This is a genomic window from Flavitalea flava (genome assembly GCF_054461575.1).
Genome location: NZ_JBTLQH010000014.1, coordinates 1 through 24,628 on the forward strand (window position 1 = coordinate 1; position 24,628 = coordinate 24,628).

At 44.2% G+C, this 24,628-nt stretch carries 28 protein-coding genes; 17 read left to right on the top strand and 11 right to left on the bottom strand.

Going from position 1 to position 24,628, the window contains the following annotated elements; all coding sequences use genetic code 11:
* Positions 1-534, bottom strand: a 534-nt coding sequence (locus ACX0G9_RS14335) for a polyprenyl synthetase family protein (RefSeq protein WP_459065608.1), incomplete at its 3' end; no start/stop codon positions are given.
* A 208-nt stretch (positions 535-742) separates the two neighbouring features.
* Here ACX0G9_RS14335 and ACX0G9_RS14340 point away from each other — a divergent pair.
* The 8 genes from ACX0G9_RS14340 (at position 743) to ACX0G9_RS14375 (ending at position 7,982) form a co-directional block, all read left to right on the top strand.
* Complete coding sequence (locus tag ACX0G9_RS14340; RefSeq protein WP_459065609.1) at positions 743-2,416, top strand: OmpA family protein; 1,674 nt, start codon at positions 743-745, stop codon at positions 2,414-2,416.
* 208 nt (positions 2,417-2,624) lie between these two features.
* Positions 2,625-3,440 carry an outer membrane protein assembly factor BamD gene (locus tag ACX0G9_RS14345; RefSeq protein WP_459065610.1) on the top strand — a complete coding sequence of 272 codons (816 nt, stop codon included), beginning with the start codon at positions 2,625-2,627 and terminating at the stop codon, positions 3,438-3,440.
* Positions 3,415-3,756: a DNA-directed RNA polymerase subunit omega gene (locus ACX0G9_RS14350; RefSeq protein ID WP_459065611.1), complete on the top strand. Its 342-nt coding sequence runs from the start codon at positions 3,415-3,417 to the stop codon at positions 3,754-3,756. The genes ACX0G9_RS14345 and ACX0G9_RS14350 overlap by 26 nt, the downstream gene beginning before the upstream one ends.
* 78 nt (positions 3,757-3,834) lie before the next feature.
* Positions 3,835-5,031 carry a bifunctional phosphopantothenoylcysteine decarboxylase/phosphopantothenate--cysteine ligase CoaBC gene (gene coaBC / locus ACX0G9_RS14355; protein ID WP_459065612.1) on the top strand — a complete coding sequence of 399 codons (1,197 nt, stop codon included), beginning with the start codon at positions 3,835-3,837 and terminating at the stop codon, positions 5,029-5,031.
* Positions 5,024-5,965: a type IX secretion system protein PorD gene (gene porD / locus ACX0G9_RS14360; protein ID WP_459065613.1), complete on the top strand. Its 942-nt coding sequence runs from the start codon at positions 5,024-5,026 to the stop codon at positions 5,963-5,965. The genes coaBC and porD overlap by 8 nt, the downstream gene beginning before the upstream one ends.
* A complete protein-coding gene (locus ACX0G9_RS14365) occupies positions 5,962-6,564 on the top strand; it encodes a DUF4296 domain-containing protein (RefSeq protein ID WP_459065614.1) in 603 nt (200 codons plus the stop codon). The genes porD and ACX0G9_RS14365 overlap by 4 nt, the downstream gene beginning before the upstream one ends.
* Positions 6,565-6,594: 30 nt before the next feature.
* Positions 6,595-7,293 carry a CoA transferase subunit A gene (locus tag ACX0G9_RS14370; RefSeq protein WP_459065615.1) on the top strand — a complete coding sequence of 233 codons (699 nt, stop codon included), beginning with the start codon at positions 6,595-6,597 and terminating at the stop codon, positions 7,291-7,293.
* Between the two features lie 32 nt (positions 7,294-7,325).
* Complete coding sequence (locus tag ACX0G9_RS14375; RefSeq protein WP_459065616.1) at positions 7,326-7,982, top strand: CoA transferase subunit B; 657 nt, start codon at positions 7,326-7,328, stop codon at positions 7,980-7,982.
* A gap of 9 nt (positions 7,983-7,991) precedes the next feature.
* Here the strand turns inward: ACX0G9_RS14375 and ACX0G9_RS14380 are convergent, their stop codons facing one another.
* The 5 genes from ACX0G9_RS14380 to ACX0G9_RS14400 all read right to left on the bottom strand — a co-directional run bounded on the left by ACX0G9_RS14380 (position 7,992) and on the right by ACX0G9_RS14400 (position 11,597).
* Positions 7,992-8,681 (bottom strand): hypothetical protein, encoded by a 690-nt coding sequence (locus ACX0G9_RS14380; RefSeq protein WP_459065617.1) that lies wholly within the window; start codon positions 8,679-8,681, stop codon positions 7,992-7,994.
* Between the two features lie 114 nt (positions 8,682-8,795).
* The gene (locus ACX0G9_RS14385; protein WP_459065618.1) at positions 8,796-9,446 is read right to left on the bottom strand and encodes a response regulator; all 651 of its coding nucleotides are present in this window, start codon (positions 9,444-9,446) and stop codon (positions 8,796-8,798) included.
* A gap of 157 nt (positions 9,447-9,603) precedes the next feature.
* A complete protein-coding gene (locus tag ACX0G9_RS14390) occupies positions 9,604-10,449 on the bottom strand; it encodes a sensor histidine kinase (protein ID WP_459065619.1) in 846 nt (281 codons plus the stop codon).
* 62 nt (positions 10,450-10,511) lie between these two features.
* On the bottom strand, positions 10,512-11,114 hold the full coding sequence (locus ACX0G9_RS14395; protein WP_459065620.1) for a hypothetical protein: 603 nt from the start codon (positions 11,112-11,114) through the stop codon (positions 10,512-10,514).
* Positions 11,115-11,222: 108 nt separating this feature from the next.
* A complete protein-coding gene (locus tag ACX0G9_RS14400) occupies positions 11,223-11,597 on the bottom strand; it encodes a hypothetical protein (protein ID WP_459065621.1) in 375 nt (124 codons plus the stop codon).
* 883 nt (positions 11,598-12,480) lie between these two features.
* On the opposite strand from ACX0G9_RS14400, the gene ACX0G9_RS14405 reads away from it, so the two are divergent.
* The 4 genes from ACX0G9_RS14405 to ACX0G9_RS14420 all read left to right on the top strand — a co-directional run bounded on the left by ACX0G9_RS14405 (position 12,481) and on the right by ACX0G9_RS14420 (position 16,797).
* Positions 12,481-13,140, top strand: a complete 660-nt coding sequence (locus ACX0G9_RS14405; RefSeq protein ID WP_459065622.1) for a response regulator transcription factor — start codon at positions 12,481-12,483, stop codon at positions 13,138-13,140.
* Positions 13,141-13,839: 699 nt separating this feature from the next.
* A complete protein-coding gene (locus ACX0G9_RS14410) occupies positions 13,840-14,517 on the top strand; it encodes a response regulator (protein ID WP_459065623.1) in 678 nt (225 codons plus the stop codon).
* Positions 14,489-15,364 (top strand): aminotransferase class IV, encoded by an 876-nt coding sequence (locus ACX0G9_RS14415; protein ID WP_459065624.1) that lies wholly within the window; start codon positions 14,489-14,491, stop codon positions 15,362-15,364. Before ACX0G9_RS14410 ends, ACX0G9_RS14415 begins: the two co-directional genes overlap by 29 nt.
* A gap of 71 nt (positions 15,365-15,435) precedes the next feature.
* Entirely contained in the window at positions 15,436-16,797 is a 1,362-nt protein-coding gene (locus ACX0G9_RS14420; RefSeq protein WP_459065625.1) for a cryptochrome/photolyase family protein, read from the top strand.
* On the opposite strand, the gene ACX0G9_RS14425 is transcribed toward ACX0G9_RS14420, so the two are convergent.
* Both ACX0G9_RS14425 and mqnB read right to left on the bottom strand, forming a co-directional pair.
* Positions 16,783-17,643, bottom strand: a complete 861-nt coding sequence (locus tag ACX0G9_RS14425) for a 1,4-dihydroxy-6-naphthoate synthase (protein WP_459065626.1) — start codon at positions 17,641-17,643, stop codon at positions 16,783-16,785. The genes ACX0G9_RS14420 and ACX0G9_RS14425 overlap by 15 nt on opposite strands.
* A 24-nt stretch (positions 17,644-17,667) precedes the next feature.
* Entirely contained in the window at positions 17,668-18,363 is a 696-nt protein-coding gene (mqnB, locus tag ACX0G9_RS14430; protein ID WP_459065627.1) for a futalosine hydrolase, read from the bottom strand.
* Between the two features lie 205 nt (positions 18,364-18,568).
* Between mqnB and ACX0G9_RS14435 the strand changes: the two genes are divergently transcribed.
* The 4 genes from ACX0G9_RS14435 to fabD all read left to right on the top strand — a co-directional run bounded on the left by ACX0G9_RS14435 (position 18,569) and on the right by fabD (position 21,218).
* On the top strand, positions 18,569-18,976 hold the full coding sequence (locus tag ACX0G9_RS14435; protein WP_459065628.1) for a 6-pyruvoyl trahydropterin synthase family protein: 408 nt from the start codon (positions 18,569-18,571) through the stop codon (positions 18,974-18,976).
* Between the two features lie 9 nt (positions 18,977-18,985).
* Positions 18,986-19,399, top strand: a complete 414-nt coding sequence (locus tag ACX0G9_RS14440) for a 6-pyruvoyl trahydropterin synthase family protein (RefSeq protein ID WP_459065629.1) — start codon at positions 18,986-18,988, stop codon at positions 19,397-19,399.
* An 80-nt stretch (positions 19,400-19,479) separates the two neighbouring features.
* A complete protein-coding gene (gene folE / locus ACX0G9_RS14445; protein WP_459065630.1) occupies positions 19,480-20,076 on the top strand; it encodes a GTP cyclohydrolase I FolE in 597 nt (198 codons plus the stop codon).
* 251 nt (positions 20,077-20,327) lie between these two features.
* Positions 20,328-21,218, top strand: a complete 891-nt coding sequence (gene fabD, locus ACX0G9_RS14450) for an ACP S-malonyltransferase (protein ID WP_459065631.1) — start codon at positions 20,328-20,330, stop codon at positions 21,216-21,218.
* Between the two features lie 10 nt (positions 21,219-21,228).
* Here the strand turns inward: fabD and ACX0G9_RS14455 are convergent, their stop codons facing one another.
* From ACX0G9_RS14455 to ACX0G9_RS14465, 3 genes are read right to left on the bottom strand one after another with little or no spacing between them, the layout of a single operon-like run.
* Positions 21,229-21,681, bottom strand: coding sequence for a GNAT family N-acetyltransferase (locus ACX0G9_RS14455; RefSeq protein WP_459065632.1), 453 nt, complete (start codon positions 21,679-21,681; stop codon positions 21,229-21,231).
* A gap of 6 nt (positions 21,682-21,687) precedes the next feature.
* On the bottom strand, positions 21,688-22,929 hold the full coding sequence (locus ACX0G9_RS14460) for a trans-sulfuration enzyme family protein (protein WP_459065633.1): 1,242 nt from the start codon (positions 22,927-22,929) through the stop codon (positions 21,688-21,690).
* A 12-nt stretch (positions 22,930-22,941) separates the two neighbouring features.
* Positions 22,942-23,937 carry a beta-ketoacyl-ACP synthase III gene (locus tag ACX0G9_RS14465; RefSeq protein ID WP_459065634.1) on the bottom strand — a complete coding sequence of 332 codons (996 nt, stop codon included), beginning with the start codon at positions 23,935-23,937 and terminating at the stop codon, positions 22,942-22,944.
* A 97-nt stretch (positions 23,938-24,034) separates the two neighbouring features.
* On the opposite strand from ACX0G9_RS14465, the gene ruvA reads away from it, so the two are divergent.
* On the top strand, positions 24,035-24,619 hold the full coding sequence (gene ruvA / locus ACX0G9_RS14470; protein WP_459065635.1) for a Holliday junction branch migration protein RuvA: 585 nt from the start codon (positions 24,035-24,037) through the stop codon (positions 24,617-24,619).
* The last annotated feature ends 9 nt before the right edge of the window (positions 24,620-24,628 follow it).

The following is a 24,628-nucleotide window of genomic DNA, read 5'->3' on the forward strand; positions in this document are numbered from 1 at the left end:
TGCACAGGAAGAGGCGAGCAGAGAGGCTGTCTTATTCCGGATGATCTCAAAATATACGGTTTCGCTCAGGTTAAGCGATCTTGATTTTTCAATTTGCAGCAGCTCTCCCTCACTCATTTTCCTTACTGCGTCTGATAGAAGCTGTAATATCCTGAAATCGTTGTGGTCCAGGGAAAGCAAAAGTCCTTTGGAAAGCAGATAATCCCCTACCAGAACGGAAATCTTGGTTTTCCATAACGCATATGTGGAGAAAAAGCCTCTTCTTTCGAGCGATTCGTCCACCACATCATCGTGTACCAGGGTTGCCGTGTGTAGTAATTCTACGAGGGAGGCTGCCCGGTAGGCAGATTCTTTGATATCGCCGCACAATTTAGCAGAAAGTAACACGAACATGGGTCTCAGTTGTTTCCCTTTACGGTTGACTATGAATCGCATGATCCTGTCCAGCAAGGGAACCTGGCTTTTTACCGCCTCTTTGAATTCTTTTTCAAAAATGAGCAGTTCTTCACGTAGTATGGCTTGTGCTATTTTCATGTAAATGTGAACAGAAGGGCAATATTACTACTTTGACAATATTTTCTACGGAAAGCATCGAATTTTAAATTTTGCTTGTCTAACGGTTGGGTTAATACAATTTTAATTTTATATGTATTGTTAAAAAAATTTGGTTTTTGCTCGCCAATCTCTAAATTTGCACTTATTCTTCTCAGGTTTAATTCATTCATTCACATAAACTTCAGTTATGGCAAGTAAAAAATTCACTCTTTTAATTGGGTTACTATGCCTGTTTCTATCATACTCGTTTGCCCAGGTGGGTAGCAGTTATGATGTGCGGGACTCCTCTCTTATTCCTACCAAACGACTCGCTCAGCACAATGAATTCCTAAACAACGCTTATCCCTTTCCTGCGAAACCACGGAATGAATGGGAGATAGGTGTTAAAGGCGGCATGGCGACCGGCTTTACGAGTGTAAGAGCCTGGGGCCCGACCGGCGGCTTTGGGTTTCATGTACGCAAAGCGTTAGGCTATGTATTTTCTATCCGGGCAGAGTATGACTGGCTGAGGCTGAAAGGTCTACAATACCAGCCAACCGACTCTTACGGAAAGAATGCCATTCTGAATGGATACTATCCCGTGAATGCGTTGGGTAACAAGCCGCAAATTTTTTATAACTACCGGTCCACCGTTCATGAGCTTTCCCTTCAGGGGGTTGCCAGCCTGAACAATATCCGGTTCCACCGGGCTAAAACCAGTTGGAATGCCTATGTTTTCGGCGGTATAGGAGCTATGACTTACAGCACGTTCTACAAAACATTGAATGATGCCGGGACTCCTTACGATTACTCTGCGATTCTGGCAAAATATGGTGTGAATTTTAACTATAAAAACAGGAAAGATATCAGGAAGGACCTGAAAAGCCTTTGGACCGGCTCCTGGGGAACCATGGCTCCCAGGGACGATACCCGAAAGATAGGTGGTGTGCCTCTTAGTGCAGTAGGGGTATTGGGTGCTGGTTTCCAGTTTAAACTCAACAACCGCGTTAACCTGGCTATCGAGGATAAATTCACGTTCACAACCACTGAATTGCTGGATGGCCAGCAATGGCAGGCAAATTATACGCCAGGGGCTACCAACAGCATCGCTGCAACGACCTCCAAGGACCGTTATAATTTCGTATCCATTGGTTTGAACTTTAATATCGGCAAACACGCAGTTGAACCTCTTTATTGGCTCAATCCCCTGGATTACGCTTACAACGAGATCAACGCTCCACGCCATATGAAACTGCCCAAGCCTGTTCTGGATGATGCAGACGGGGATGGCGTTACAGACCAATTCGACCTGGAACCAAATACACCCAAAGGTTGCCCTGTCGATACGCATGGTGTAAGCCGCGATACAGATGGTGATGGTGTACCGGATTGTAAGGATAAAGAACTTATTACTCCGACTCAATGCCAGCCTGTAGATGCCGATGGCGTTGGAAAATGCCCTGATCCTCAATGCTGTAAAGACCTGAAAGCCTACATTGATTCCAATGGCGTAGGTGGAAGAAGCAAATGTAATATCGGCGATTTGCCAAACATTGCTTTCAAGGGAAGATCGGTTACCCTCAGCAAGGATGCTAAGGCGTTGCTCGCCAGCACAGCAGAAAAACTGCGTAATAGTCCGAATTGTAAGGTAGCTGTTATCGGTTATGGTGAATCCAGCAAGGCTGCTCAGCAGTTAAGTTGGGATCGTGTTAACTCTGTAATTAACTACCTCGTTGAAAAAGAGGGCATTAGCTCTGACAGGTTCATCTTCCGCTATGGACAAAGCGGTGGTGATGAAAATACCGTGGACCTGAAAGATGGAACTGGGGAAGAAGGACCGAACACCGTTCCTGCTCCGCATCCTAACTTAAGGAAAAAATAAAGATAAGTCCTTTATTTTAAGCATATTATAAGACAAATACCGGGTTATTTAACCCGGTATTTGTCTTTTTAAGGCCGTAGGTTTTTTTAAAATGAAAATTTTTTCGGGTTTTATTAACGCTCTTTTTTTGGGTTAAATGGCAATTTCTTTCATATTTGTCCAGATTCTTGAAAAACCCTTAAAAAAAACCTTAATTTTGCAGGCGTTTATGCGAATACTTACTGTACTACTTTTTGGGATTGTTACATTTAGCTCTTGCTCAAACTTTTCAAAGGTTCTGAAAAGCAATGACTATGACTATAAGCTGCGTATGGCTGACAAGTATTATGCGGCCAAGGAGTATAATCATGCCCAGCAACTGTTCGAAGAGCTGTTCAGGGTCTTTAAAGGAAGCGAGCATTTTGAGGATATCTATTATAAATTTGCTTATTGCGCCTATTATTTAAAGGATTACGCCAATGCCGAAAACCTGTTCAAGGGTTTTGTAGAGGTGTTCCCCAATAGCGCCAAAGCGGAGGAGATGGACTATATGCGGGCCTTTACCTTCTACAGGCAATCGCCAAAGGTGGAACTGGATCAGACGAATACGACCAAAACGATTGGTTTCATGCAGGCCTTTATTAATACGCATCCGGGATCCCCCAAGGTAAAAGAGGCTACAGATATCATTGACAAATGCAGGGCTAAGCTGGAACTGAAAGATTACAAGAGCGCATCCCTGTACTTTGATCTTGGTTTGTTCAAGGCAGCCGGTGTGGCGTTGACCAGCCTAATGAACAGTTATCCGGACTCTGAAAAAAGCGATGAATACAAGTACCTGATGATCAGGTCTTATTATCAGTTTGCTTTGCAGAGTATCGAGGAAAAGAAAGAAGACCGGTTTGGCCAGGTAGTTACACAATGTAACGAGTTCATCGACCGTTTCCCGGAAGATAAACTCCTTAAGAGTGTACAGGAATATCTGAATTTATCTCAATCTAATATTAAATTGGTAAAAAATGAGCAGGTTAAGAAGGCAAGTTAATGCAAACACTACGAATGTAGTGGAAACGAAGAATCTTACCGACATCAAAGCTAAGACGGGGAATCTGTACGAGTCCATTGCCATTATTGCCAAAAGGGCTAACCAGATCAATATCTCCCTCAAGGAGGAATTGCATAATAAACTGGAAGAATTTGCCAGCCATACCGATAGCCTTGAAGAAATTCATGAGAACAAGGAACAGATTGAAATTTCCAAGGCCTACGAAAGAATGCCCAACCCGGCATTACTCGCTACAACGGAATTCATGGAAGACAAGATCTATTATCGTAAGAATGAAGATGATCTGTTTAAATAATAGGTATTGACATTTTTTGATAGGGTTTCGATAAGTATACCACCGGTTTGCTGATCGAAACCCTAATATTTTATTCTCATGTTCCAGGGAAAAAAAATTTTGCTGGGTGTTACAGGAAGCATTGCGGCTTACAAGTCCCTGTTGCTCATCAGGCAGTTGATAAAAGGAGGGGCATCCGTCAAAGTTATCCTGACCCCTTCTGCCCATGATTTTGTTACACCGCTCTCCTTAGCAACATTATCTAAAAATCCTGTTCTCACCGGTCTTTTTGAAGAAAATACCTGGGCTAACCATGTTGAACTGGGGAGGTGGGCGGATTTGATGCTGATCGCTCCTTTAAGTTGTAATACCCTGGCTAAAATGGCACAGGGACTTTGTGATAATCTTTTGCTCGCTACTTATTTATCAGCCACTTGTCCGGTGATGGTTGCCCCTGCTATGGATGAGGATATGTGGCATCATCCTGCTACCAAAGCCAATATTGATCGGCTGAAGACTTTTGGCAATATCGTAATCCCGGTTGAAAAAGGCGAATTGGCGAGTGGTCTCCACGGGGACGGGAGAATGGCGGAGCCGGAGACCATTCTTTCCTTTATAGAAGAACATATAACGCAACTTAAGGACCTTGAAGGTAAAAGAGCCCTGGTTACCGCTGGCCCAACCTATGAAGCCATTGATCCTGTACGTTTTATTGGCAATCATTCTTCAGGTAAAATGGGGCTGGCGATAGCCATTGAGCTGGCAAAAAGAGGGGCACATGTTGATCTTATATTAGGGCCAACTTCACTTGACACAAATTACCCTGGAATAAAAGTTTTCCGCGTCGTTTCGGCTGAAGAGATGTATGATGCTTGCATAGAGAGGGCCCCAAATACCGATATCGCGGTAATGTCTGCTGCTGTCGCAGATTACTCCCCTGTCCTGAAATCCAAAGAAAAGATCAAAAAGAATAACGATATCTTCCAACTGGAGCTTAAAAAAACAAAAGATATCCTCAAAACGCTCGGTGGCCAAAAGAAGCAGGGGCAGGTGCTGGTCGGGTTTGCCCTGGAGAACACCGGGGAAAGGGACTATGCCCTTGAAAAGCTGAGAACCAAACACGCTGACCTGATTGTCCTGAATTCTCTGAATGACGAAGGCGCCGGTTTCGGGTATGATACCAATAAGATCACTATTTTCGAAAAGGACGGAACAGAACTCCCTTATGAGCGTAAAAGCAAGCAACAAGTAGCCAGGGATATCGTTGATAGGGTGGTAAAAGCCTTGTATGCGTAAAATTTATCTTATGATCAGAGGTTATCTTTTGGGGATGCTTTTTTTGGGCATTGGGGTATCTTCTCTGCAGGCCCAGGATTTACAGGCGAATATTACTGTGCTGGCGGACCGGGTACCAGCTACTACTGATCGCAAGATCTTCCAAACCCTCCAGTCTGCCCTGAATAACTTTCTGAATAACCGGAAATGGGCTAACGAATCTTTTCAGACAAATGAACGGATTGCCTGTAATTTTTTATTGAATATCAGTTCGGCCGGCGATAACAATACTTTTACGGCTACGTTGACCGTTCAGGCCGGGCGACCGGTCTTTAATTCTACTTACCAGAGTCCTCTTATCAATTTTAATGACGGATCCTTTAGTTTCCGTTATGTGGAATTTCAACCGCTGGATTTTAACGAAAGCAGGGTACAGGGGTCGGAACCCTTCGCGGCCAATCTTACAGCCGAATTCGCCTATTATATTTATATCATCCTGGGTTTGAATTTTGACTCCTATTCCTTACGGGGAGGCGATCCCTATTTCCAAAAGGCATTGAATATCGTCAATAACGCTCCTGATAGCAGGGACATCTCCGGCTGGAAAGCTTTTGATGGAATCCGGAACCGGTATTGGCTGATAGAAAACCTGACAAATAGTAAATACACCCTTATTCATGATGCCTTTTACAGCTACTACCGGTCGGGACTGGACCAGATGTATGATAAGGAAGCGGATGGCAGGACTTCGGTATTAAATGCCTTGAATATGTTAAATACGATCAATACCGAAACGCCGAATACAATGATCATGCAATTCTTTTTCCAGGGAAAATCCGGCGAATTGGCGAAGATATTTCAGAAATCTCCCCCGGATGAAAAAAGCCGTGCTCTGGATCTCCTGACCAAATTGGATATCAGTAATATAAGTAAATATAAACAAAGCCTGCAATGAGGAGATTCGTCAGCCTGATATTGATTCTTTTGGCAGTGAGCTGTACGGATAAAGATAAGACCCCTTCCGGGATCATTCCCCGTGAAAAAATGGAAAAGGTCTTGTGGGATATGATACAGGCTGATCAATATTCGGCATTGTTCCTGGCAAAAGATTCTTCACATATCAATGTAAAGGCGGAGACACAAAAGTTATATCAACAGGTATTTCAATTGCATGAGGTTTCCCGGGAAGAATTCAGCAAGAGTTTTCAATATTACCTGGAACGTCCGGGCAAGGCGAGGAGTATGTTCGATAGTTTACTGGCCGAAGGAAACCGTCAGAGAGCCGAAAGTTATAAAAATCCTGCGCTCGCACCCAGGGCTCTTCCCTCCGCACCTGTTCCTTCCCCTTCCATACCCGCACAGAAACCCCTACAGAAGCCAATACAGAAGTCCCTACAAAAACCCGTACAGAAACCAGTCCTTAACCCGATAATGCCCGGAAAACTTAACAGACCTGGTATCGGACCACATATCCGGAATGGTTCCACAAGCCCTAAAACAAATCCTGCTACTCCCTCGTCTGTTCCTGCAGGGGAAAAGACGAATATTGGTTAATTGTATTTTTATAATCCTAAATCTTGCCAGATGAATAAAATCGTTAAGGGCGCCAATGAAGCCATATCGGATATCCGGGAAGATGCCGTCATAATGCTGGGCGGCTTCGGATTGTGCGGCATACCGGAAAATTGTATTGCGGCCTTAGCCAGGAAAGGCACGACCGGGCTTACTTGTATTTCCAACAATGCCGGCGTGGATGAATTTGGCCTTGGTCTGTTATTGCAAACCCGCCAGATCAGGAAGATGATCAGCTCTTATGTGGGGGAGAATGCAGAGTTTGAAAGACAATTGCTGACTGGTGAATTGGAAGTTGACCTCATACCCCAGGGAACACTCGCTACACGTATTCAAATGGCCGGGATGGGTATTCCCGCCTTTTTCACACCTGCCGGTTATGGCACTGAAATAGCCATTGGAAAGGAAATAAGAGAATTTGAAGGGAAGCCATATCTCATGGAGCACGCTCTTCATGCCGATTTCGCTATCGTCAAAGCCTGGAAGGGTGATGCTTTCGGTAATCTTGTTTTTCGCAAAACTACCCGCAACTTTTCTACATCGATGGCAAAGGCCGGAAATATTACTATAGCCGAGGTGGAACATCTTGTGGAACCAGGAGAATTGGATCCGGATCAGGTACATGTGCCCGGTATTTATGTTCACCGGATCTTCCAGGGAAGCGGGTACGAAAAACGTATCGAGCGAAAAACCATACAGTTTTCAAAATAGAACCTCATCATTTCATCATATAATAGCAAATTATGGCCTTGGACAAATTTGGTATTGCACAACGGATTGCCCGGGAATTAAAAGACGGGATGTATATCAACCTGGGAATTGGTATACCGACATTAGTGGCAAATTATATCCCTGAAGGGATCTCCATTATGCTGCAATCGGAAAATGGAATGTTGGGAATCGGCCCCTATCCTACTGAAAGCGAACTGGATGCCGATCTGATCAATGCAGGTAAGGAGACGGTGACGATATTGCCAGGCGGCGCCTTTTTTGACAGTGCGGAGAGTTTTGGAATGATAAGGGCCGGGAAAGTGGATCTGACCGTGTTAGGCGCTATGGAGGTGTCCGAGAACGGCGATATCGCCAATTGGAAAATACCAGGGAAAATGGTCAAGGGAATGGGGGGAGCGATGGATCTTGTTGCCAGCGCCAGGAATATAATTGTTGCCATGCAGCATACGAATCCCAAAGGCCAATCCAAGTTGTTGCGTGTATGTTCTTTGCCGCTGACCGGCGTAAAATGCGTTAAAAGAATAGTAACGGATCTCGCTGTTCTGGATATCACCGCTGAGGGATTCAGGCTGATTGAGCGTGCTCCGGGTGTTTCGGTTGCGGAAATTAAAGAAAAAACCGCAGGCAAATTGGTGGTGGAAGGAGATGTGCCGGAAATGCGGTTTTAAGTTTTTTTATCAGCCGCCTGTACTATCCGTCTGAATTGCTTTCTGTGGTGGAAACAGGACGGCCAGGATATAAAAAACATACCGGATTATACTGGCAATGATTAAAAGGGTCATTTTTTCGGCATTCGGAAAAGAGGTGATGGAAAAGGGGCTGGTCCATTCCAGGAGAATGAAAAGAAAAAAGTAGAATAAAGTCCCACCTGCGATCCAGAATAAGGGGGAGTCAAAAATAAACAGATCGGTGGACCGGACAAGGGGGGGGAGAATTAGCAATATCACCCCGATCAGGAAACCGTTCTGCAACGTGCTCAGCTCCATACTTTCATATCCCCATCCTTTTACCGAAAAGTAAGTTATGGTCCCTGCCAGGAGAGCTGCGCCAAGAATATTCAAGGCTTCTTTTAGTTTCCCTTTGAGTGTGGTTTTGAAAAGTTGAAAAAGGAGAATTAATTCGGCCAGGGAGAAAATATTGGTTGTAATTGTTTGATTATCATTATTTAAAGAGGGGGTGCCCCGGACAAGCCCTTCCAGGAAATTAATAAGGCAGATCACCATCAGGAAATTGAGTGGTTCCTTGCCGAAATTTTTTCGTAAAGCCAGAAGGGCTACCGGTATAAGCGGAAGGAAGGTGTTTACTATCAAAAAATAATCCGCAAAATTATTGCCGGTTTTGAACATAAAGCTTTTTTGTAGCTGCATAACCGGTCTTTCACAGAGAGGATAACCTGGGGGAAACAATTAGGAAGCCAATTTTCCTGATTGGACGTTAGTTTGGGTCTTAAGTAGGATAATGGATGAAGTGGCAGGATTATGTCAATCGATCAAATTGTTCTTTACGGCGAAAAACACTAATCCTGCCGTGTTTTTCGCGCCAAACCGTTCCATCAACCGGTCTTTGATAGCTTCAACCGTTCTGGGACTGACATCTATTTTCTGGGCAATCTCCTGAGCGGTAAATTCCATACAAATATATCTCACTACTTCTCTTTCCCTGTCATTCAGGGTGATCTCGATATTCAGACTTGGGATTATCTTTGTCCGGGTATGCGATTTTTTCAGCAAAATACGATTCACGAAATTATTCAGGTAATAGCCTTTTGTAGCTACTTCTATGATGGCTCTTTTAATTTCTGCCGGGTCCGCGCTTTTAAGCAGATAACCATTTGCTCCGATTTCCATCATATGACTTACAAAGCGTTCATCTTCGTACATCGTAAGCGCAATTATGTGGATGGATGGGTATTGTTTGGCAATGATCTTGGTCGTTTCTATTCCATCTTTGAGCGGCATCCGGAGGTCCATCAGGACGACATCCGGTTCTGAGGCTGCCAGGCCATCCAATAATTCCTGGCCATTTTCGGCTTCCTGTACAAATTTTATGGCGCTATAGGGGCGTAAAGAAAGGATGACACCCTTACGGAATATCTTGTGGTCATCGGCTATTGCAACTTTAATTACTCCCATAGGTTATTGTGGCCTTTCAAAGGAAAAAAATTCATTGGAAAATGATGAATTATTTCCTTTTAGTTTAATGTCGGATCTTCAGAAGGTAAACATTATTCGTTCAAACGAACCTGGTTCGCCGCCTAAAGATAGGGATAAATCTCATTCCTGTCGGGGCTCATTCCTGTTCGGGAAGCTTATCCTCGTCTTCTTTAGTCAGTTCAATAGTTACTTTATAATAGGTCTGGGACATATCTTTTTCAAAGAAGATCTTTCCATGCAGGACCTTTAACCTGCTTTGAATATTCTTGAGGCCGAGGCCGACATTGCTTTTATTCAGTTTGATAAAGTCTGTTTGGGTGATCCCGCGTCCATCATGATGCAAACGGATAAAAAACTTATTTCCGCTGGTGTTTTGGGTAAGGTGGATGAAGCTGGCATTACTATGCTTGAGTATATTATTCACCAATTCCTGGATCACCCGGAAGATGATCAATTCATTCTCCGCCTGCAGACGTTCCCGGTAATCATGAAAACGGGAGCTTGCATTCATGCTTCCGGACCCGCTTATCTTTTGAAAAAGGTCATTTACTGCTGATTCCAGTCCGAAATTCTTTAAAGTCGGCGGCATCAGGCTGTGGGAAATATTACGGATCAGTTGGATGGTATCGTCAATGATCTGTTTGGCGTTATAAATACTTTGCAATTGCGTCGTCTTGTCCAGGTTAACGAGGTTTTCATTTAAATAGAGTCTGGCGGTGGCGAGCAGGGGGCCCGCGTCGTCATGAAGATCGGCGGCAATACGCTGGCGCTCCTCTTCCTGAAGACGGATAGAGGCATTCAGGAGCAGTTTTTGCTGATCGTATTCCATCCTTTGCAAACGCAACTGGTAACGGATAACCTTACGTTGATGAAAGATGATAAATACGATCAGGCCGATCGTAAGTGCCAGCATGCCGATCGTGCCAAAAAAAAGCACCTGAGAAACACTGCTTCCTGGATTAGTGACTTGTAAGAGTATCATGTATGTGTCGTCCAGGGACGGTTGGGTTAGGTTTTAAGGTTTTCATGCAGTCCGGCTTTCATTTACAGTTCGCCATATAGATTGTCCATGGAATATTGGGGTTTTTTGCTTTTTTTCATGGCAAACGAAATAGTGAAAAAAGCATTTTTCAATATATTGAAAATATTGTTAATACTCCAGTAATTTGAATGTTCCTGTTTGGTAAAGGTTGCAGCGTAAAGAAAAAGAAAAAGGGTAGAAGAAAAATAGATGAGGAAGGCTATGATGATCCAGAACTTTTTTGAATAATAGATATAGAAGACCGCCGGATCCTTGATCTGTTCATACAAAAAGAAAATACAATACACGATGATCAGTATACTTTCCAAAGAGGCAGTCAGGGAATCGAAATTTTCGGTTTTTCTACCTGAAAAATTAAGGATCGCCATTATATAAAAAATCAGGGACCCCAGTATCAGTATGTATTTAAGGATCTTTTCCGAAAAGGAGGAATAAAAGAACAAGGCAAAGAGTGTGTATTCGAGAATGGTAAAGGAACCATAGATATAAAAGGGATTGATCCTGGTTTTAAGGGAAGAAAAGGTTAGGTCGGTAAAAAAAGAGACAATGCAGTAAAAAAATATTACCCATAAACCTCCATTTTTATTCCGTTTCAGGAAGGACAAATAGAAGATTATGGGTAATATCCCCGAAAATCGGCTTAACGTTTGGAGCAAGGGCCTTTAAATTTTATCAAATATAAAAGGCATTGGCCTATAATCCAAGCAAAAACTTTATCTGCCGAAGATCCAGGTTAAAAGGTCCCAACCGCCGTCTCCGGTCCTGTCAGCAACGATAGCAGGGATAGTGTTCAATGAACCGTTTTCTGCAACGACCACTTTTTTCACGATATCCTTTCCTGAAGCATCGATTCCAACATAAACCAGGGTTTTCCGACCATCTTCGTTAATGGCATTGTAGAAACGGATTCCTGCGCAATCAGGCTGGGCAAGAATCTGCTCAATAATGTTCCTACCGATATGGAAAGCAGTTACCTCGTTGGAATTGGCTGCGGCATAAGTCTTTACAAAATCCGTGGCGAGTTCAGTGCTGATTTCTTCGCCGACAGAAGCATAGTTCGTTTTAGTGAGTAACTCTTTTTGCATCATTGTAGAAAGTTTTTAGAGGTTTTAAATTTTTTAGTTTGTAGGACTAAATAACCCCTAAAAAAAAAGATAGACAACGGCCAAAATTTATGGTAAAATGCTTTAAATTGCCTGTAATTCAATTCAGTATTGTGTTTGAGGGGTTTTTACCAGGGGTTTTACTAAGTAAAAATAGAGTATTTTCACGCGATAATATTAGTATTTTTACTATCGTAAAACTAGTAAATCGCACAGAAGGAAGTTCGTAAAATTTCGATTATTCACAATTTTAGGGCCAAATGTGAATAAGTTTACCGGAAAGTGGTATATCAAAAAAAGAGCCTTAAATGGAGAAAAGGGAGTTAAAATGGAGACAAGCCGGGCTGTAAAATCCGGGTACCCGGTAAAAAGATTTTAGATCGATGGAGGGATAATACCGCAGGGTGTGGTGGAATCGTGAAATTTAATTCTTATTTTATCGTTCTAATTATCCGGTAATCCCGCAAATTCCAGAAATAATTGGTTTTTTCTATAAATGCACCTGGGCCTGTAGCTATAAAAAAAGAGGAGAAGTTGACTGATATTGGATTTTACTGTTCGGTTTTCAAGGATATCGAAATTTTTTACTGGACGGTAATTGGACATTGGATGGTTTGGGATATGATCCGAATCAATCAACTTCCTGGACAAATGTAGCAGATAAGTGTTTGTCAGACAATAGGAGAACTGCCCATTTTCATTTATTCGGAAATTACTTCCCATTTCGTAAAAATTCTAAAGATATAATTGGTAGTTTCCCGTACATTATGAAATTCCCGGTACATATTACCGGGAAATAGAAGCGATATAAATCTGATTATCAACGAAAATTGTTACCTATACCTATTAATTTTACAAACCTGCCGGCATGACTCCTGAATTAGTAATCAAAGTATCGATTGCGGATGATCATAAGATCTTTCGTGATGGTATAAAAATGGCTTTGAAAAACAAGGAATATCTACGAATCCTTTGGGAAGCTGAGGATGGCAAGGACCTGGTGCATAAGATGCAGATGAAACGGCCTGATGTTCTGCTGATGGACATCCGGATGCCTGAAGTAGACGGAATTAACGCTATCGGACTGATCAGGAAAGAATATGAAGAGGTAAAGATCATAGTGCTCACGATGTACGACGACCAGGAAATGATCTCTAAAATGATGGAAATGGGGGCGAACGCCTATTTGACCAAAACTACAGACCCGGACGAAATATACCAGGCCATTCTGACCTGTATGAATGATGACTTTTATTTCAATGACCTCGTAAATAAGGCAGTACTGTCCAAATTGCAAACCAAAAGGCAGGTCAGGCAATTTTACCCCAGCCCCATAAAATTCTCCGAAAAAGAGGTGCGCATCTTAAAACTCCTGGCCGAGGACAAAACTACCGAGGAGATATCCAAGGAGGTTTTCCTCAGCACCCGGACGATCGAAACTATTCGCCAGAATATGAAGACAAAGATCGGGGCCAAGACTATTGCAGGACTGATCATTTATGCTATGCGCAATAAACTGATCGATTGAAAAGCGCGGTTACCGGCATCATTTGAAGGGCATCATTTGAAGGAAGACCTGTCCATCAAAAAAATTGCCTGTTTTTCTGCATGCCGCTGCCCGAGGGCAAAACAGGCAAAAAAACAGGCAAACCATTTTACAAAACCATCAAAACCAGAAAGTAACCAAAGACAGCAAGGCTTTACGAGATTTGGATTTTCACAGGAACCTGGATCACTGATAAAACAGGAAACAGGAAATTCGTTTGTCACAGGTCCGGAACCGATCAAAAGCCGGAATCCATGATATATTGGATATTCGAAACGTTCAGAAAAGGAAAAGAAGTTGATTGACATTGGATTTTGCCGGGTTTCATAGAATATTGAAAATCGGTTGGACGGTTTCATGGACATTGGATGGTCTGAGGTTGCTAATCCTCGTCAATCAACTTGCATAACAAAAATAGTTTTGCCTGTTCAAGGGCGCAAGAGCACAATTGCTCAATTTTAATAATGCAGGTTTTACGGTTATATTTGGTAGAAAGGCGTTCATTTACCCAGTAGAAATACCCTTTCATTATCGTAAAAAAACGGCTTATCTTCGTTTTTCCGTATATTCCGAAATGAGGTTATTCCGTAAATACCCTATAGTAAGTATCACCCTTTTTGTTTCATTTTGCAGGGGGTTTGAGCAGGTTCTCCGACTCTTCTTTGTAAAATACAAAACCGAATGAAAAAACCAGAGTTGAATCAAACCATCAAAGTGGCCATTGCAGACGATCATGCTCTTTTCAGAGCTGGTGTGAAAACGGCTCTTGCCGTAAAAAAGGATGTTGAACTGATTGCAGAAGCGGACAACGGAATGCAGTTGCTAAACCTGCTCAAACATGTCGAACCAGATGTCATCCTTCTCGATATACAAATGCCGATCATGGATGGGATCCAGACCTTGCCGGAAATCCGCAAGGAATATCCCCATGTCAAGGTGATCATCCTGTCCATGCATAATGATCACTCCATGATATCCAAGCTAATGGAGATCGGAGCCAATTCCTATCTTACAAAAAATTCCGACAGCGAGACTATTTACCAGGCAATAAAAACTTGTTACGAGCAGGAGTTTTACTTTAATGAATTGACTAACAAAGCTTTGCTTACTGGTCTGCGAACAAGGCGACCAGAGATCGGAACACCCCAGGACGTAAATCTTACTGAAAAAGAATTAACTGTACTTAAATTGATGTGCGAAGAAAAGACCACCAAGGAAATTGCAGATATCGTAGATATCAGCCCCCGAACGGTAGAGGCCATTCGCGATAAACTCAAGACCAAGACAGGAGCGAAATCCATGGCAGGCCTTGTCATGTATGCAGTTAAAAATGGTATTATCGAACAAAGCCGGTTTTAGCGGAGTGACTACTTTTGTTGATTTTAATGGTACGCTCACCCCTTCCCAAAAGGCGATCCTCACGGCTGAAAACCGGAGTTTCCGTTATGGGGATGGTCTTTTTGAAACCATCAGGGTCAGTAATGGCCAAATCCTGCTCAAAGAATATCATTTTGAAAGATTGCTGAAAGGGGTGAAACTTCTTCAATTTAATCCCTTACCAGGATTTACACGGGAAATGCTGGCTGACCGGATATTGGAATTATGCAGGAAAAACGGGCATATTGCCGGAGCCAGGGTCCGTCTCGTGGTTTACCGGGGAGATGGGGGCTTGTACGAATTGGAAAATAATATTCCCCACTACCTTATTCAATCCTGGGAATTGCCGGCCGAAAAAAAACAGCAGGAGGCCGAAGGCTGGAAAATTACCGTTTTTTCCGAAGGACGGAAGGCCTGCGATGTTTTTTCCCATCTCAAATCCAATAATTTCCTCCTCTATGCGCTTGCGGCCATTTATGCCCAAAAAGAACAAGCCAATGATTCCCTCGTCCTGAATAGTCATGGCAGGATTGCAGATACTACCATCGCCAATCTCTTTTATATTAAAAATGGCAGGATAATCACTCCTCCTCTTTCAGAAGGATGCGTTGCGGGCGTTATGAGACGGTTCCTGGCAGAATCGATACAAAAGGAAGGAATTTACCCATTGGAAGAAAAAGAGGTGACTATTGGAGACCTGGAAGGCGCTGATGAGGTTTTCCTGACAAATGCCATACGTGGGATAATCCGGGTAAGCTCTTTCGGAGAAGTAAAATACACCCGGGAACTAACCGATGCCCTTTGCCGTAGATTTACTCCTGATTACTGATCCGATTGGTCGTTTAATTCCGGCCGATCGCTGGTAAATTTCCGGCATGTCGCTTGTAAAATAAATAGTATATGAAACCGTGGGTGAGCATTTTCTGGTTCCGCAGAGATTTGAGACTGGAGGATAATGCAGGTCTGTATCATGCCTTAAAACATGGCTCAGCAAACAAGGTTCCTGTAATTCCCCTATTCATTTTTGACCGGAATATTCTGGACAAGCTGGAGGAAAAAGCAGATAGAAGGGTAGCCTTTATCCATGCCGCTCTGGAGGATATGCAGGAAACACTTTGTCGTTCAGGTGCTTCATTACAGGTAAGTTACGGAACGCCGGAAGAGGCATTCAGGGATTTATTGTCCGAATACCAGATCGACCAGGTATTCACCAATCATGATTATGAGCCTTATGCCCGGGAAAGGGACCGGAAGATCGGTGACTTGTTGAATAGGGCAGGTATTCTGTTTCACACGTATAAAGATCAGGTTGTTTTTGAGAAAGGGGAAGTTTCGAAAGATGACGGGACACCCTATACGGTGTTTACTCCTTACAGCAAAAAGTGGAAATCCTTGTTGACTGATTTTTACCTGAAGGCCTATCCGGTCAGAAAATATTGGGATTATTTCTATCGTCAGGCAGCCCGACCCATTCCCAGCCTTTCATCAATGGGTTTTAACGCCGGATCTTTTTCCGGATCCCCGGATGGAGTTTCCTCCGGTTCTTTCTCTTTTCCTTCAAAAGAGCTAAAAAGGGACATTATAAAAAAGTATAAGGAGCAAAGGGATTTTCCCGGCATTCAGCAAGGCACATCCAGAATGGGTGTGCATTTACGTTTTGGAACCCTGAGTATCAGGGAATTGGTCAGGGAAGGATCCCGTTTAAGTGAAATATACCTGAATGAATTGATCTGGCGGGATTTTTACCATATGATCCTCTGGCATTTTCCTGCGGTTGGTCAGGGTAAAGCGTTTAAACCTGCCTACGAATGGATAAAATGGAGAAATAAAGAGGACGAGTTTGAAAAGTGGTGTAATGGGCAGACAGGCTATCCTATTGTCGATGCAGGTATGCGGGAATTAAACGCCACCGGCTTTATGCATAACCGGGTCAGGATGATCACGGCTTCTTTTCTTACCAAACATTTATTGATCGACTGGAGATGGGGCGAGGCCTATTTCGCAGCCAGATTACTGGACTTCGACCTGGCTGCCAATAATGGCGGCTGGCAATGGGCGTCCGGAAGCGGATGTGATGCCGCTCCCTATTTCAGGGTCTTTAATCCTTACCTTCAAACGCTGAAATTTGATCCGGACCTGAAATATATACGCCGGTGGGTGCCGGAATGGGAGGAGTTCGGCTATCCTCCTCCTATGGTGATACATGAAGAGGCCAGGAAAAGGGCCCTGGAGGTATATGGCATGGCGTTAAAAAAAAGATAGCCTTTTTTCCCCGGAATGGATCTCCGAATAGGTTTGAAGCAGGCGTTGAATAGCCTTTTTTCCTTCATCGCCGAGAGAAAGGGAATAATCGTTTACATAAAGATCGATATGTTGCCGCATTACGGTTTCATCCATTTCCTGGGCATGCTCCTTAACATAAGCGGGCAGCTCCGGATAATGTCCGAAGGCATATTCCAGGCTTTTGCGAATGAGCCGGTTGATTTTTTGGGATAAGCCGGGCTCCAGCCCTTTGCGTAATACGATTCCACCAAGCGGAATGGGGCAGCCTGTCTCTTCTTCCCAAAAGGCTCCGAGGTCCAGCAACTTTACCAGGCCTTTTTGTTGATAGGTGAAACGGTTTTCATGAATGATAACGCCGCAATCCACTTGTCCAGCCAATACGGCATCTTCGATAGCGGAAAATAGCATGAATTCCTTGTTTTTTGCTTCCGGAAAGGCCAGGGAGAATAAAAGATGGGCGGTAGTTTGCCTGCCGGGGATGGCGATCTTATAACCGTCCAAACCCGACTGTTGCCCGGCAGCCTGTGGAGTCGCAGGAGTCGCCAAACCTGGCAAGGGAGTCCGGGCGATCAGGAGTGGGCCCACTCCTTTACCCAAGGCTCCTCCGGCATCCAGCAACTCGTATTTATCCAATATAAGCGGTAACACCGCATAACTTATTTTTGAAATGGCCAAACGTCCTTCCGATGCCCATTCATTGAGTGTCTGAACGTCCTCCAGCAGCACTTCGAAATCAAGGCCTTCCGTATCGATCTTTTTATTCACCAGGGCATCGAAAATAAACGTATCATTCGGACAGGGGCTGAATCCCAGGGTAAATTTCATTTGTATTTTTTTAAAAAGTCAGGGTCATTTCCTCAGGGTCATTGGATCAAAATCATTTAAATCCAGGGTTTTTAACAACCGGATCAATTTCTCATTCAATTGCCGAATGGCGGTTGGAATGTCCCATTTTGATTTATCTCTCTCTCCAATATCGTTCGAGACGGCCCGTATCTGCACAAATGGAATATTTTCTTTCAGACATACAAAATGAAGTGCCGCCCCTTCCATGCTTTCAACAACCGGCCGGTTATTTTGTTGATACCACCCGATCCGGGTAGGGTCGGTCGTAATTTCATTGACGGTTATGCCCTTTACCTGCTCAAGGCCGCAAAATGCCATCAACCGGGAATATGGATTCAATAATCTTCCCCCGGAAAATGGTGGGGCGTCTTTATCTGTTAAACGAAGATCAAAAAGGGTTTTGAAGCGTTTTTCTTCCCATACCCCCAGGTCTGCCAGTTCTTCTTCTTCAATAAGGACCAGCTCTCCGGGTTTTCTGCCTGTAAAACAGCCAGCGATGCCTGCCTGTATGATCAGATCCGGACGGTTCTGATTGATTTGATTCGTAAGGGACCAGGTAGCCGGGAGAGAGCCGATCCCTGTGATGAGGACGGTTGTTTGCAGCCCATCCTGCCCCTCATGCCGGGAAGAGTTGCCTGCCAGAAAATCCATAGCAGGCTGAATTTCAAATGTTGTGGCGGCTGCCAGCAATATGTGCATAGTGCAAATATCCGGAATCATTGACATTCATGAACGAAGTATTAACTTTGCGGAAATTTTTTAGGGTTAGGGGAGGATTTTTTATAGTAGCGGACCTAACTGAGCGAAGCGAAGTTTTGCCGCTGGCTGAAAGCCCATCATAAGCCGTGCACCGGGGATGGGTTAATTTTCAGGATAAACCATTCCCGGTGCATAATTTTGGCGTATGGTGTATTTGACCCGGATAGAACATTTTAATGCAGCCCACCGGCTGTTTAATCCAGGCTGGAGTAAAGAGCAGAATGATGCCGTATTTGGTAAATGTGCCAATGAGAACTGGCATGGGCATAATTATGAATTATATGTAACGATCAAGGGAGACCCGGATCCCGACACCGGTTTTTTGTTCGATGTCAAGAAACTGAGCGAGATCATAATAGATCGTGTCATCGGGAAGCTGGATCACCGGAATTTGAATATGGATGTTGACTTCCTGACGGGACAGCTTTGTTCAACCGAAAACCTGGCTATCGGCATCTGGAAACAATTGCAACCGCATTTGCCGTCGTCAGTACAATTGCATTGCATAAAGTTGTATGAGACACCCAGAATCTATGTGGAATATTTTGGTTAAAATCTTCTTATGAACAATAAAGTAGCGGTTTTCCGGAAAGAACACTTTAATGCAGCGCATCGTCTATATAATCCTTCCTGGGACGACAATAAGAATTTTGAGGTGTTCGGAAAGTGCAGCTATCCCAATTTTCATGGGCATAATTATGAGATGATCGTAAAGGTGACCGGTGAACCCGATCCACAAACGGGTTATGTGATGGATATGAAAATTTTATCGACTTTAATAAAAGAGCAGGTACTGGAAAAATTCGACCATAAAAACCTGAACCTGGATACCATTTATTTTAAGGAGATGAACCCGACGGCAGAAAATATTGTTAAAGTGATTTATGATCTGCTTCGTAAAAGTATTGAACAGCGGTTAGATCTTCAGGTGCGTCTTTATGAGACAGAGCGCAATTTTGTGGAATATCCTGTTTAATATTGAATACACTGGCTTATAAATCGGCATCACATAAATCGGCATCATTTAAATTGGCATCATTTTTTTAAATTCCTCACATGGCTTATAAGAAGGTTGAACAGTATGATGAGCATATCACGGCAGGACTTATGGAAAATTACCGGCAATCCCTGGATTTACTCGGTGAGGATGCCCAGCGCGAAGGGTTGTTAAAAACTCCGGAACGAGTGGCAAAAGCCATGCAGTTCCTTACCCAGGGTTATGAATTGGATGCAAAAGCCATACTGGACTCCGCCAAGTTCCATGAGGATGTCAGTGAAATGATCTTAGTGAAGGATATCGAACTCTATAGCCTTTGTGAACATCATATGCTGCCATTTTTTGGTAAAGCGCATGTAGCTTATATTCCAAATGGTTGGATCACCGGATTAAGTAAGATCGCCAGGGTGGTGGATGTGTATTCGCGTCGTTTACAGGTACAGGAGAGATTGACAACTCAAATCCTGCATGCTATAAAGGACTCCCTGAATCCATTGGGAGTGGCAGTTGTCATCGAGGCCTCCCATCTTTGTATGATGATGCGGGGAGTGCAAAAACAAAACTCGGTCACCACTACTTCCGCCTTTTGGGGCGAATTTGAAAAAAACGAGACCCGAAGCGAGTTCACCAAACTTATCTCTGCAAAATTGCATTGAGTCCTTCCCTAAGGAAGTTTAGGTTTTTTGTACAGGAATTAAGAAAGATTTTCTTTGTTGAATCGGGTCTTTGTGGCATATTTGTTTAAGCGAACCAAAGGTTCGCTCCGCCGTAACCGAGCAAAGCGAAGGTTACGAGCGAGAAGGAGCGAGGAATGAAGCTCCAGCGAAGCTCCCATCATTAAATGTATACCGGGGATGGGTTTCTTTTTAGCGTAAGCCATTCCCGGTGTACATAAACCCTTATGAGTATGAAGCATGGTTATGTTTTCCCGGGACAGGGATCGCAATTCCCGGGAATGGGAAAAGGTCTTTATGAGAATAGCGCTTTTGCAAAAAAATTATTCGAACAGGCAAATGAAATTCTGGGATTCAGGATTTCAGATATATTATTTTCAGGAACTGAGGAAGATCTGAGGCAAACCAATGTGACCCAGCCTGCGGTTTTTTTACATTCGGTCATTGCTTTTAAAGGAGTTGAAAATAATAAGCCCGATATGGTTGCAGGGCATTCGCTTGGAGAATTTTCCGCGTTGGTCGCAAATGGAGTTTTAAGCTTTGAAGATGGATTGAAACTGGTATCCGTTCGTGCGAAGGCCATGCAGAAAGCATGCGAAGCCGGCCCTTCCACGATGGCTGCCGTATTAGGATTGGAAGATAGCAAGGTCGAAAGTATTTGTGCGGAAGTCCAGGCAGAAACCGGGGAAATCGTGGTTCCTGCCAATTATAATTGCCCGGGTCAACTGGTGATCAGCGGCTCGGTAAAAGGTGTGGAGACCGCATGTGAACGATTAAAAGCAGCCGGTGCCAAAAGAGCTTTATTATTACCGGTGGGAGGGGCCTTTCATTCTCCCCTGATGGCCCCGGCCAGGGAAGAATTGAAAACAGCGATCGAACAAACTACCTTTTATAGCCCAACCTGTCCGGTATATCAAAATACCGTGGCCAAAGCAGTCGTAAGTAAGGAAGATATCAAAATAAACCTGATCGATCAGTTGACAGGTGCGGTGAAATGGACGCAGAGCGTTCAGGCGATGATTGCAGACGGAGCTTCCCGTTTTACGGAAATAGGCCCTGGTAAAGTATTGCAGGGGTTGATCCTGAAGATCAATAAAGAAGTTCAGGTGGAAGGGGTCAGTTAAGCGGCGTCAGTTAAAGACCCACCGAGCAATTGATCCATTCCGGATCGAACTTTGTTGGATACTTTTTGTAAAAATTAATGGCCGGCTCGTTCCAGTCCAATACCTGCCAGGTCATTCCCTGGAAGTTTTTTTCGTTTACCTCCTCCAGCAAACGATCAAATAATAATTTACCTAATCCTTTTCCGCGCATTTTATCAGTGACCAGCAGATCTTCCAGATATATGCGTTGCCCTTTCCAGGTACTATACCGGATATAATACAAAGCGAACCCCTCCACCTTGCCGTCAACATCGGCTACAAATGCCCACCAGACAGGAGTCGGCCCGAAACCGCTATCTGTGAAATGCTCCAGGGTGACCGTTACTTCCTGTGGCGCTTTTTCATAATCGGCTAATTCCCGGATCAGCTCCAATAATCTGGGACAATCATCTTTTACGGCTTGGCGGATGAATATATTTTCCATAATTGTTTAGTCGGTAGTTAGCAAGGCCTGGTCCAGGTCAGCCAGAATATCTTCTATATTTTCCATGCCCACGCTCATACGGATCAGGCCATCGGTAATCCCATATCTTTCTCTCAGTTCTCTGGGTACGCTCTTATGCGTCATGGAAGCCGGGTGACAAAGCAGGGTATCACAGGTTCCTAATGAAACAGTGCGGGTACACATGCGTAATCTGTTCATACAGCTGATCCCAGCCCCGAGACCTCCCTTTAATTCAAAACTCATCATCGCTCCGGGATGCCGCATTTGTTTTCTGGCAACAGCATAATCAGGGTGGGAGGGCAGGCCATTGTAATTAACCCTGGCTACCGAAGGGTGTTTGTCCAGGAAACCGGCGACCTCCATGGCATTCCGGCAATGCCTTTCCATTCTTAACTCCAGGGTTTTCATCCCATTGACCAAAAGAAAGGCATCGAAAGGATTGCTATTCCCGCCCAGCGTCTTATATGTAACATAGGCCTTGGTTTTCATGAATTCCAGGTCACGGCCCAATAAAACTCCGCCAATCGCAGTCCCATGTCCGTTCAGGAATTTCGTGGTGGAGTGAATGACAAAATCCACTTCATAACGAAAAGGCTGTTGCAGATACGGGGTAGCGAAAGTATTGTCGCAGGCAACGATCAGACCGTATTTCCTGGCTATTTTACCCAGTTCTTCAATGTCTACACATTGAATAGTAGGATTAGCGGGAGTTTCCAGGTATAACATCCGGATAGAAGGATCTGCTTTGATCGCCGCCTCAGCTACTATCGGATCACGCAGATCGGTGATGACGGAAGAAATACCTAAGGCCGGCAGTAAATTCTGAAGGATCTCCTGTGTGCCGCCGTAAAGAGAATAATGGGAAAGTACCTTATCGCCCGCTTTCAGGTTCATCAACAGCAAGGTACTGATAGCCGCCATACCGGATGAATGGAGCAACGCCTTAAGGAGTAAAGGCTGGCCATCCTTATCCGTCAGGCCAAAAGCTTCCATGGCTGCTATCTTATCTTCTGCTTCCGTAAAGGTGGGGTTGCCCCATCTGGTATAAATATAACCTGGTTCTTCTCCTGAAAAACGCCGCATGCCTTGCTCGGCATCATCATATACAAAAGTACTGCTGGCATAGATCGGGGTCAGATGTGCGTAGAGTGGATCCTGCGAGTGCCCGCCATGGATGGCCAAAGAACCGAAGCCCTTAAGGGGAAGGCCGGGAAGTTTGTCAGTCATAAATAGTTTGTTTTAATACCCCCATTTCACCAGCGTCGCGCCCCAGGTAAAACCACCACCAAAGGCAGCCAATACCAGGTTGTCTCCTTTTTTCAATTTGTCCTCCCAATCCCAGAGACATAAGGGGATGGTACCGGCAGTGGTATTTCCATATCGATGTATATTCACCATAACCTTGTCTTCAGAAAGACCTATTCGGGAAGAGGTAGCGTCGATAATACGTTTGTTGGCCTGATGGGGAACCAGCCAATTGAGGTCATCTGCTGTAAGATGATTACGTTCCAGTAATTCTGCACTGACATCAGCCATCCCTTTAACGGCGAACTTAAATACGGCCTGGCCTTCCTGGTAGATAAAATGTTCTTTGGCCGCAACGGTCTCATTAGATGCCGGACGTAGCGACCCTCCGGCTTTCATATGGAGATGAACCCGTCCGCTGCCATCACTTTTCAGAATGCTGTCCAATACACCGAATCCTTCGTAGTTTGGTTCTAAAAGAACACCGCCGCCGCCATCGCCGAAAATAATGCAGGTAGCCCGGTCACTGTAATCTACGATGCTGCTCATCTTATCGGCGCCGATCACCACTACCTTTTTGAACCGGCCGCTTTCGATATACATGGCACCGGTGGTAAGGGCATATAAAAAACCCGAACAGGCAGCGCTCATATCGAATCCCCATGCATTTTTTGCGCCTACCTTATCACAAACGATATTGGCAGTGGCGGGGAATAACATATCGGCCGTTACGGTAGCAACGATCAGACAATCGATTTCTTCCGGACTGATACCTCTTTTCTTACAGATTTCCTGTACAACAGGTACACAAAGGTCGGAGGTAGCCTTGCCGTCTCCCTTCAGTATCCTTCTTTCTTCTATTCCCGTACGGCTGCGGATCCATTCGTCATTCGTGTCTACCAGTTTCTCGAGGTCGGCATTTGTCAGTCGGTCTTCGGGTACATATCCACCAATCGCGGTTATTGCAGCAGTCATTTTCTGGCTTATCATAAATTCCAATCGGGTTTGAAAATATTTTTGCAAAGGTGGGGAAAAAAGTTCATAGTTTCGGGTTTGTAGTTTGTAGTGAATCCCAAGCACGACTGTTATGATTGCATTTTTAAGAGGAGATTTTGTCTATAAAAGCCCGGCCTTGGTGCATGTTGATGTAGGAGGGGTTGGGTACGAGTTGCAGATAAGCCTGAATACCTATTCCAGGATCCAGAATCTGGAAAAGGGCATCTTATTGACCTATTTTCATGTCCGAGAAGACGCTCAGATCCTGTATGGTTTTTTCGACCTGGCAGAAAAAGAGCTGTTTATTATCCTGCTGAGTGTTTCCGGAGTGGGGGCTTCTACAGCCAGGATGATGCTTTCCTCCATGAAGCCGGAAGAGATCACCCGGGCCATTTTGCAGGGTAATGCCCGGCAATTGGAATCTATCAAAGGGATCGGGAAAAAATCCGCGGAAAGGATCATCCTCGAACTGAGGGATAAAGTAGGTAAAACCAAAGGCGAAACAAATATTTCATCCCTGATAAACAATACCTTGGAACAGGATGCGTTAAATGCCCTGATTACCCTTGGCATAGCCAGACCCGCCGCAGAACAAGCCATTAAAAAAATTATCAACGAGGGACCTGAACCCGGGAAGGTGGAGGATATTATTAAGAAAGCTTTAAAAATCTTGTAGCCTATCGGT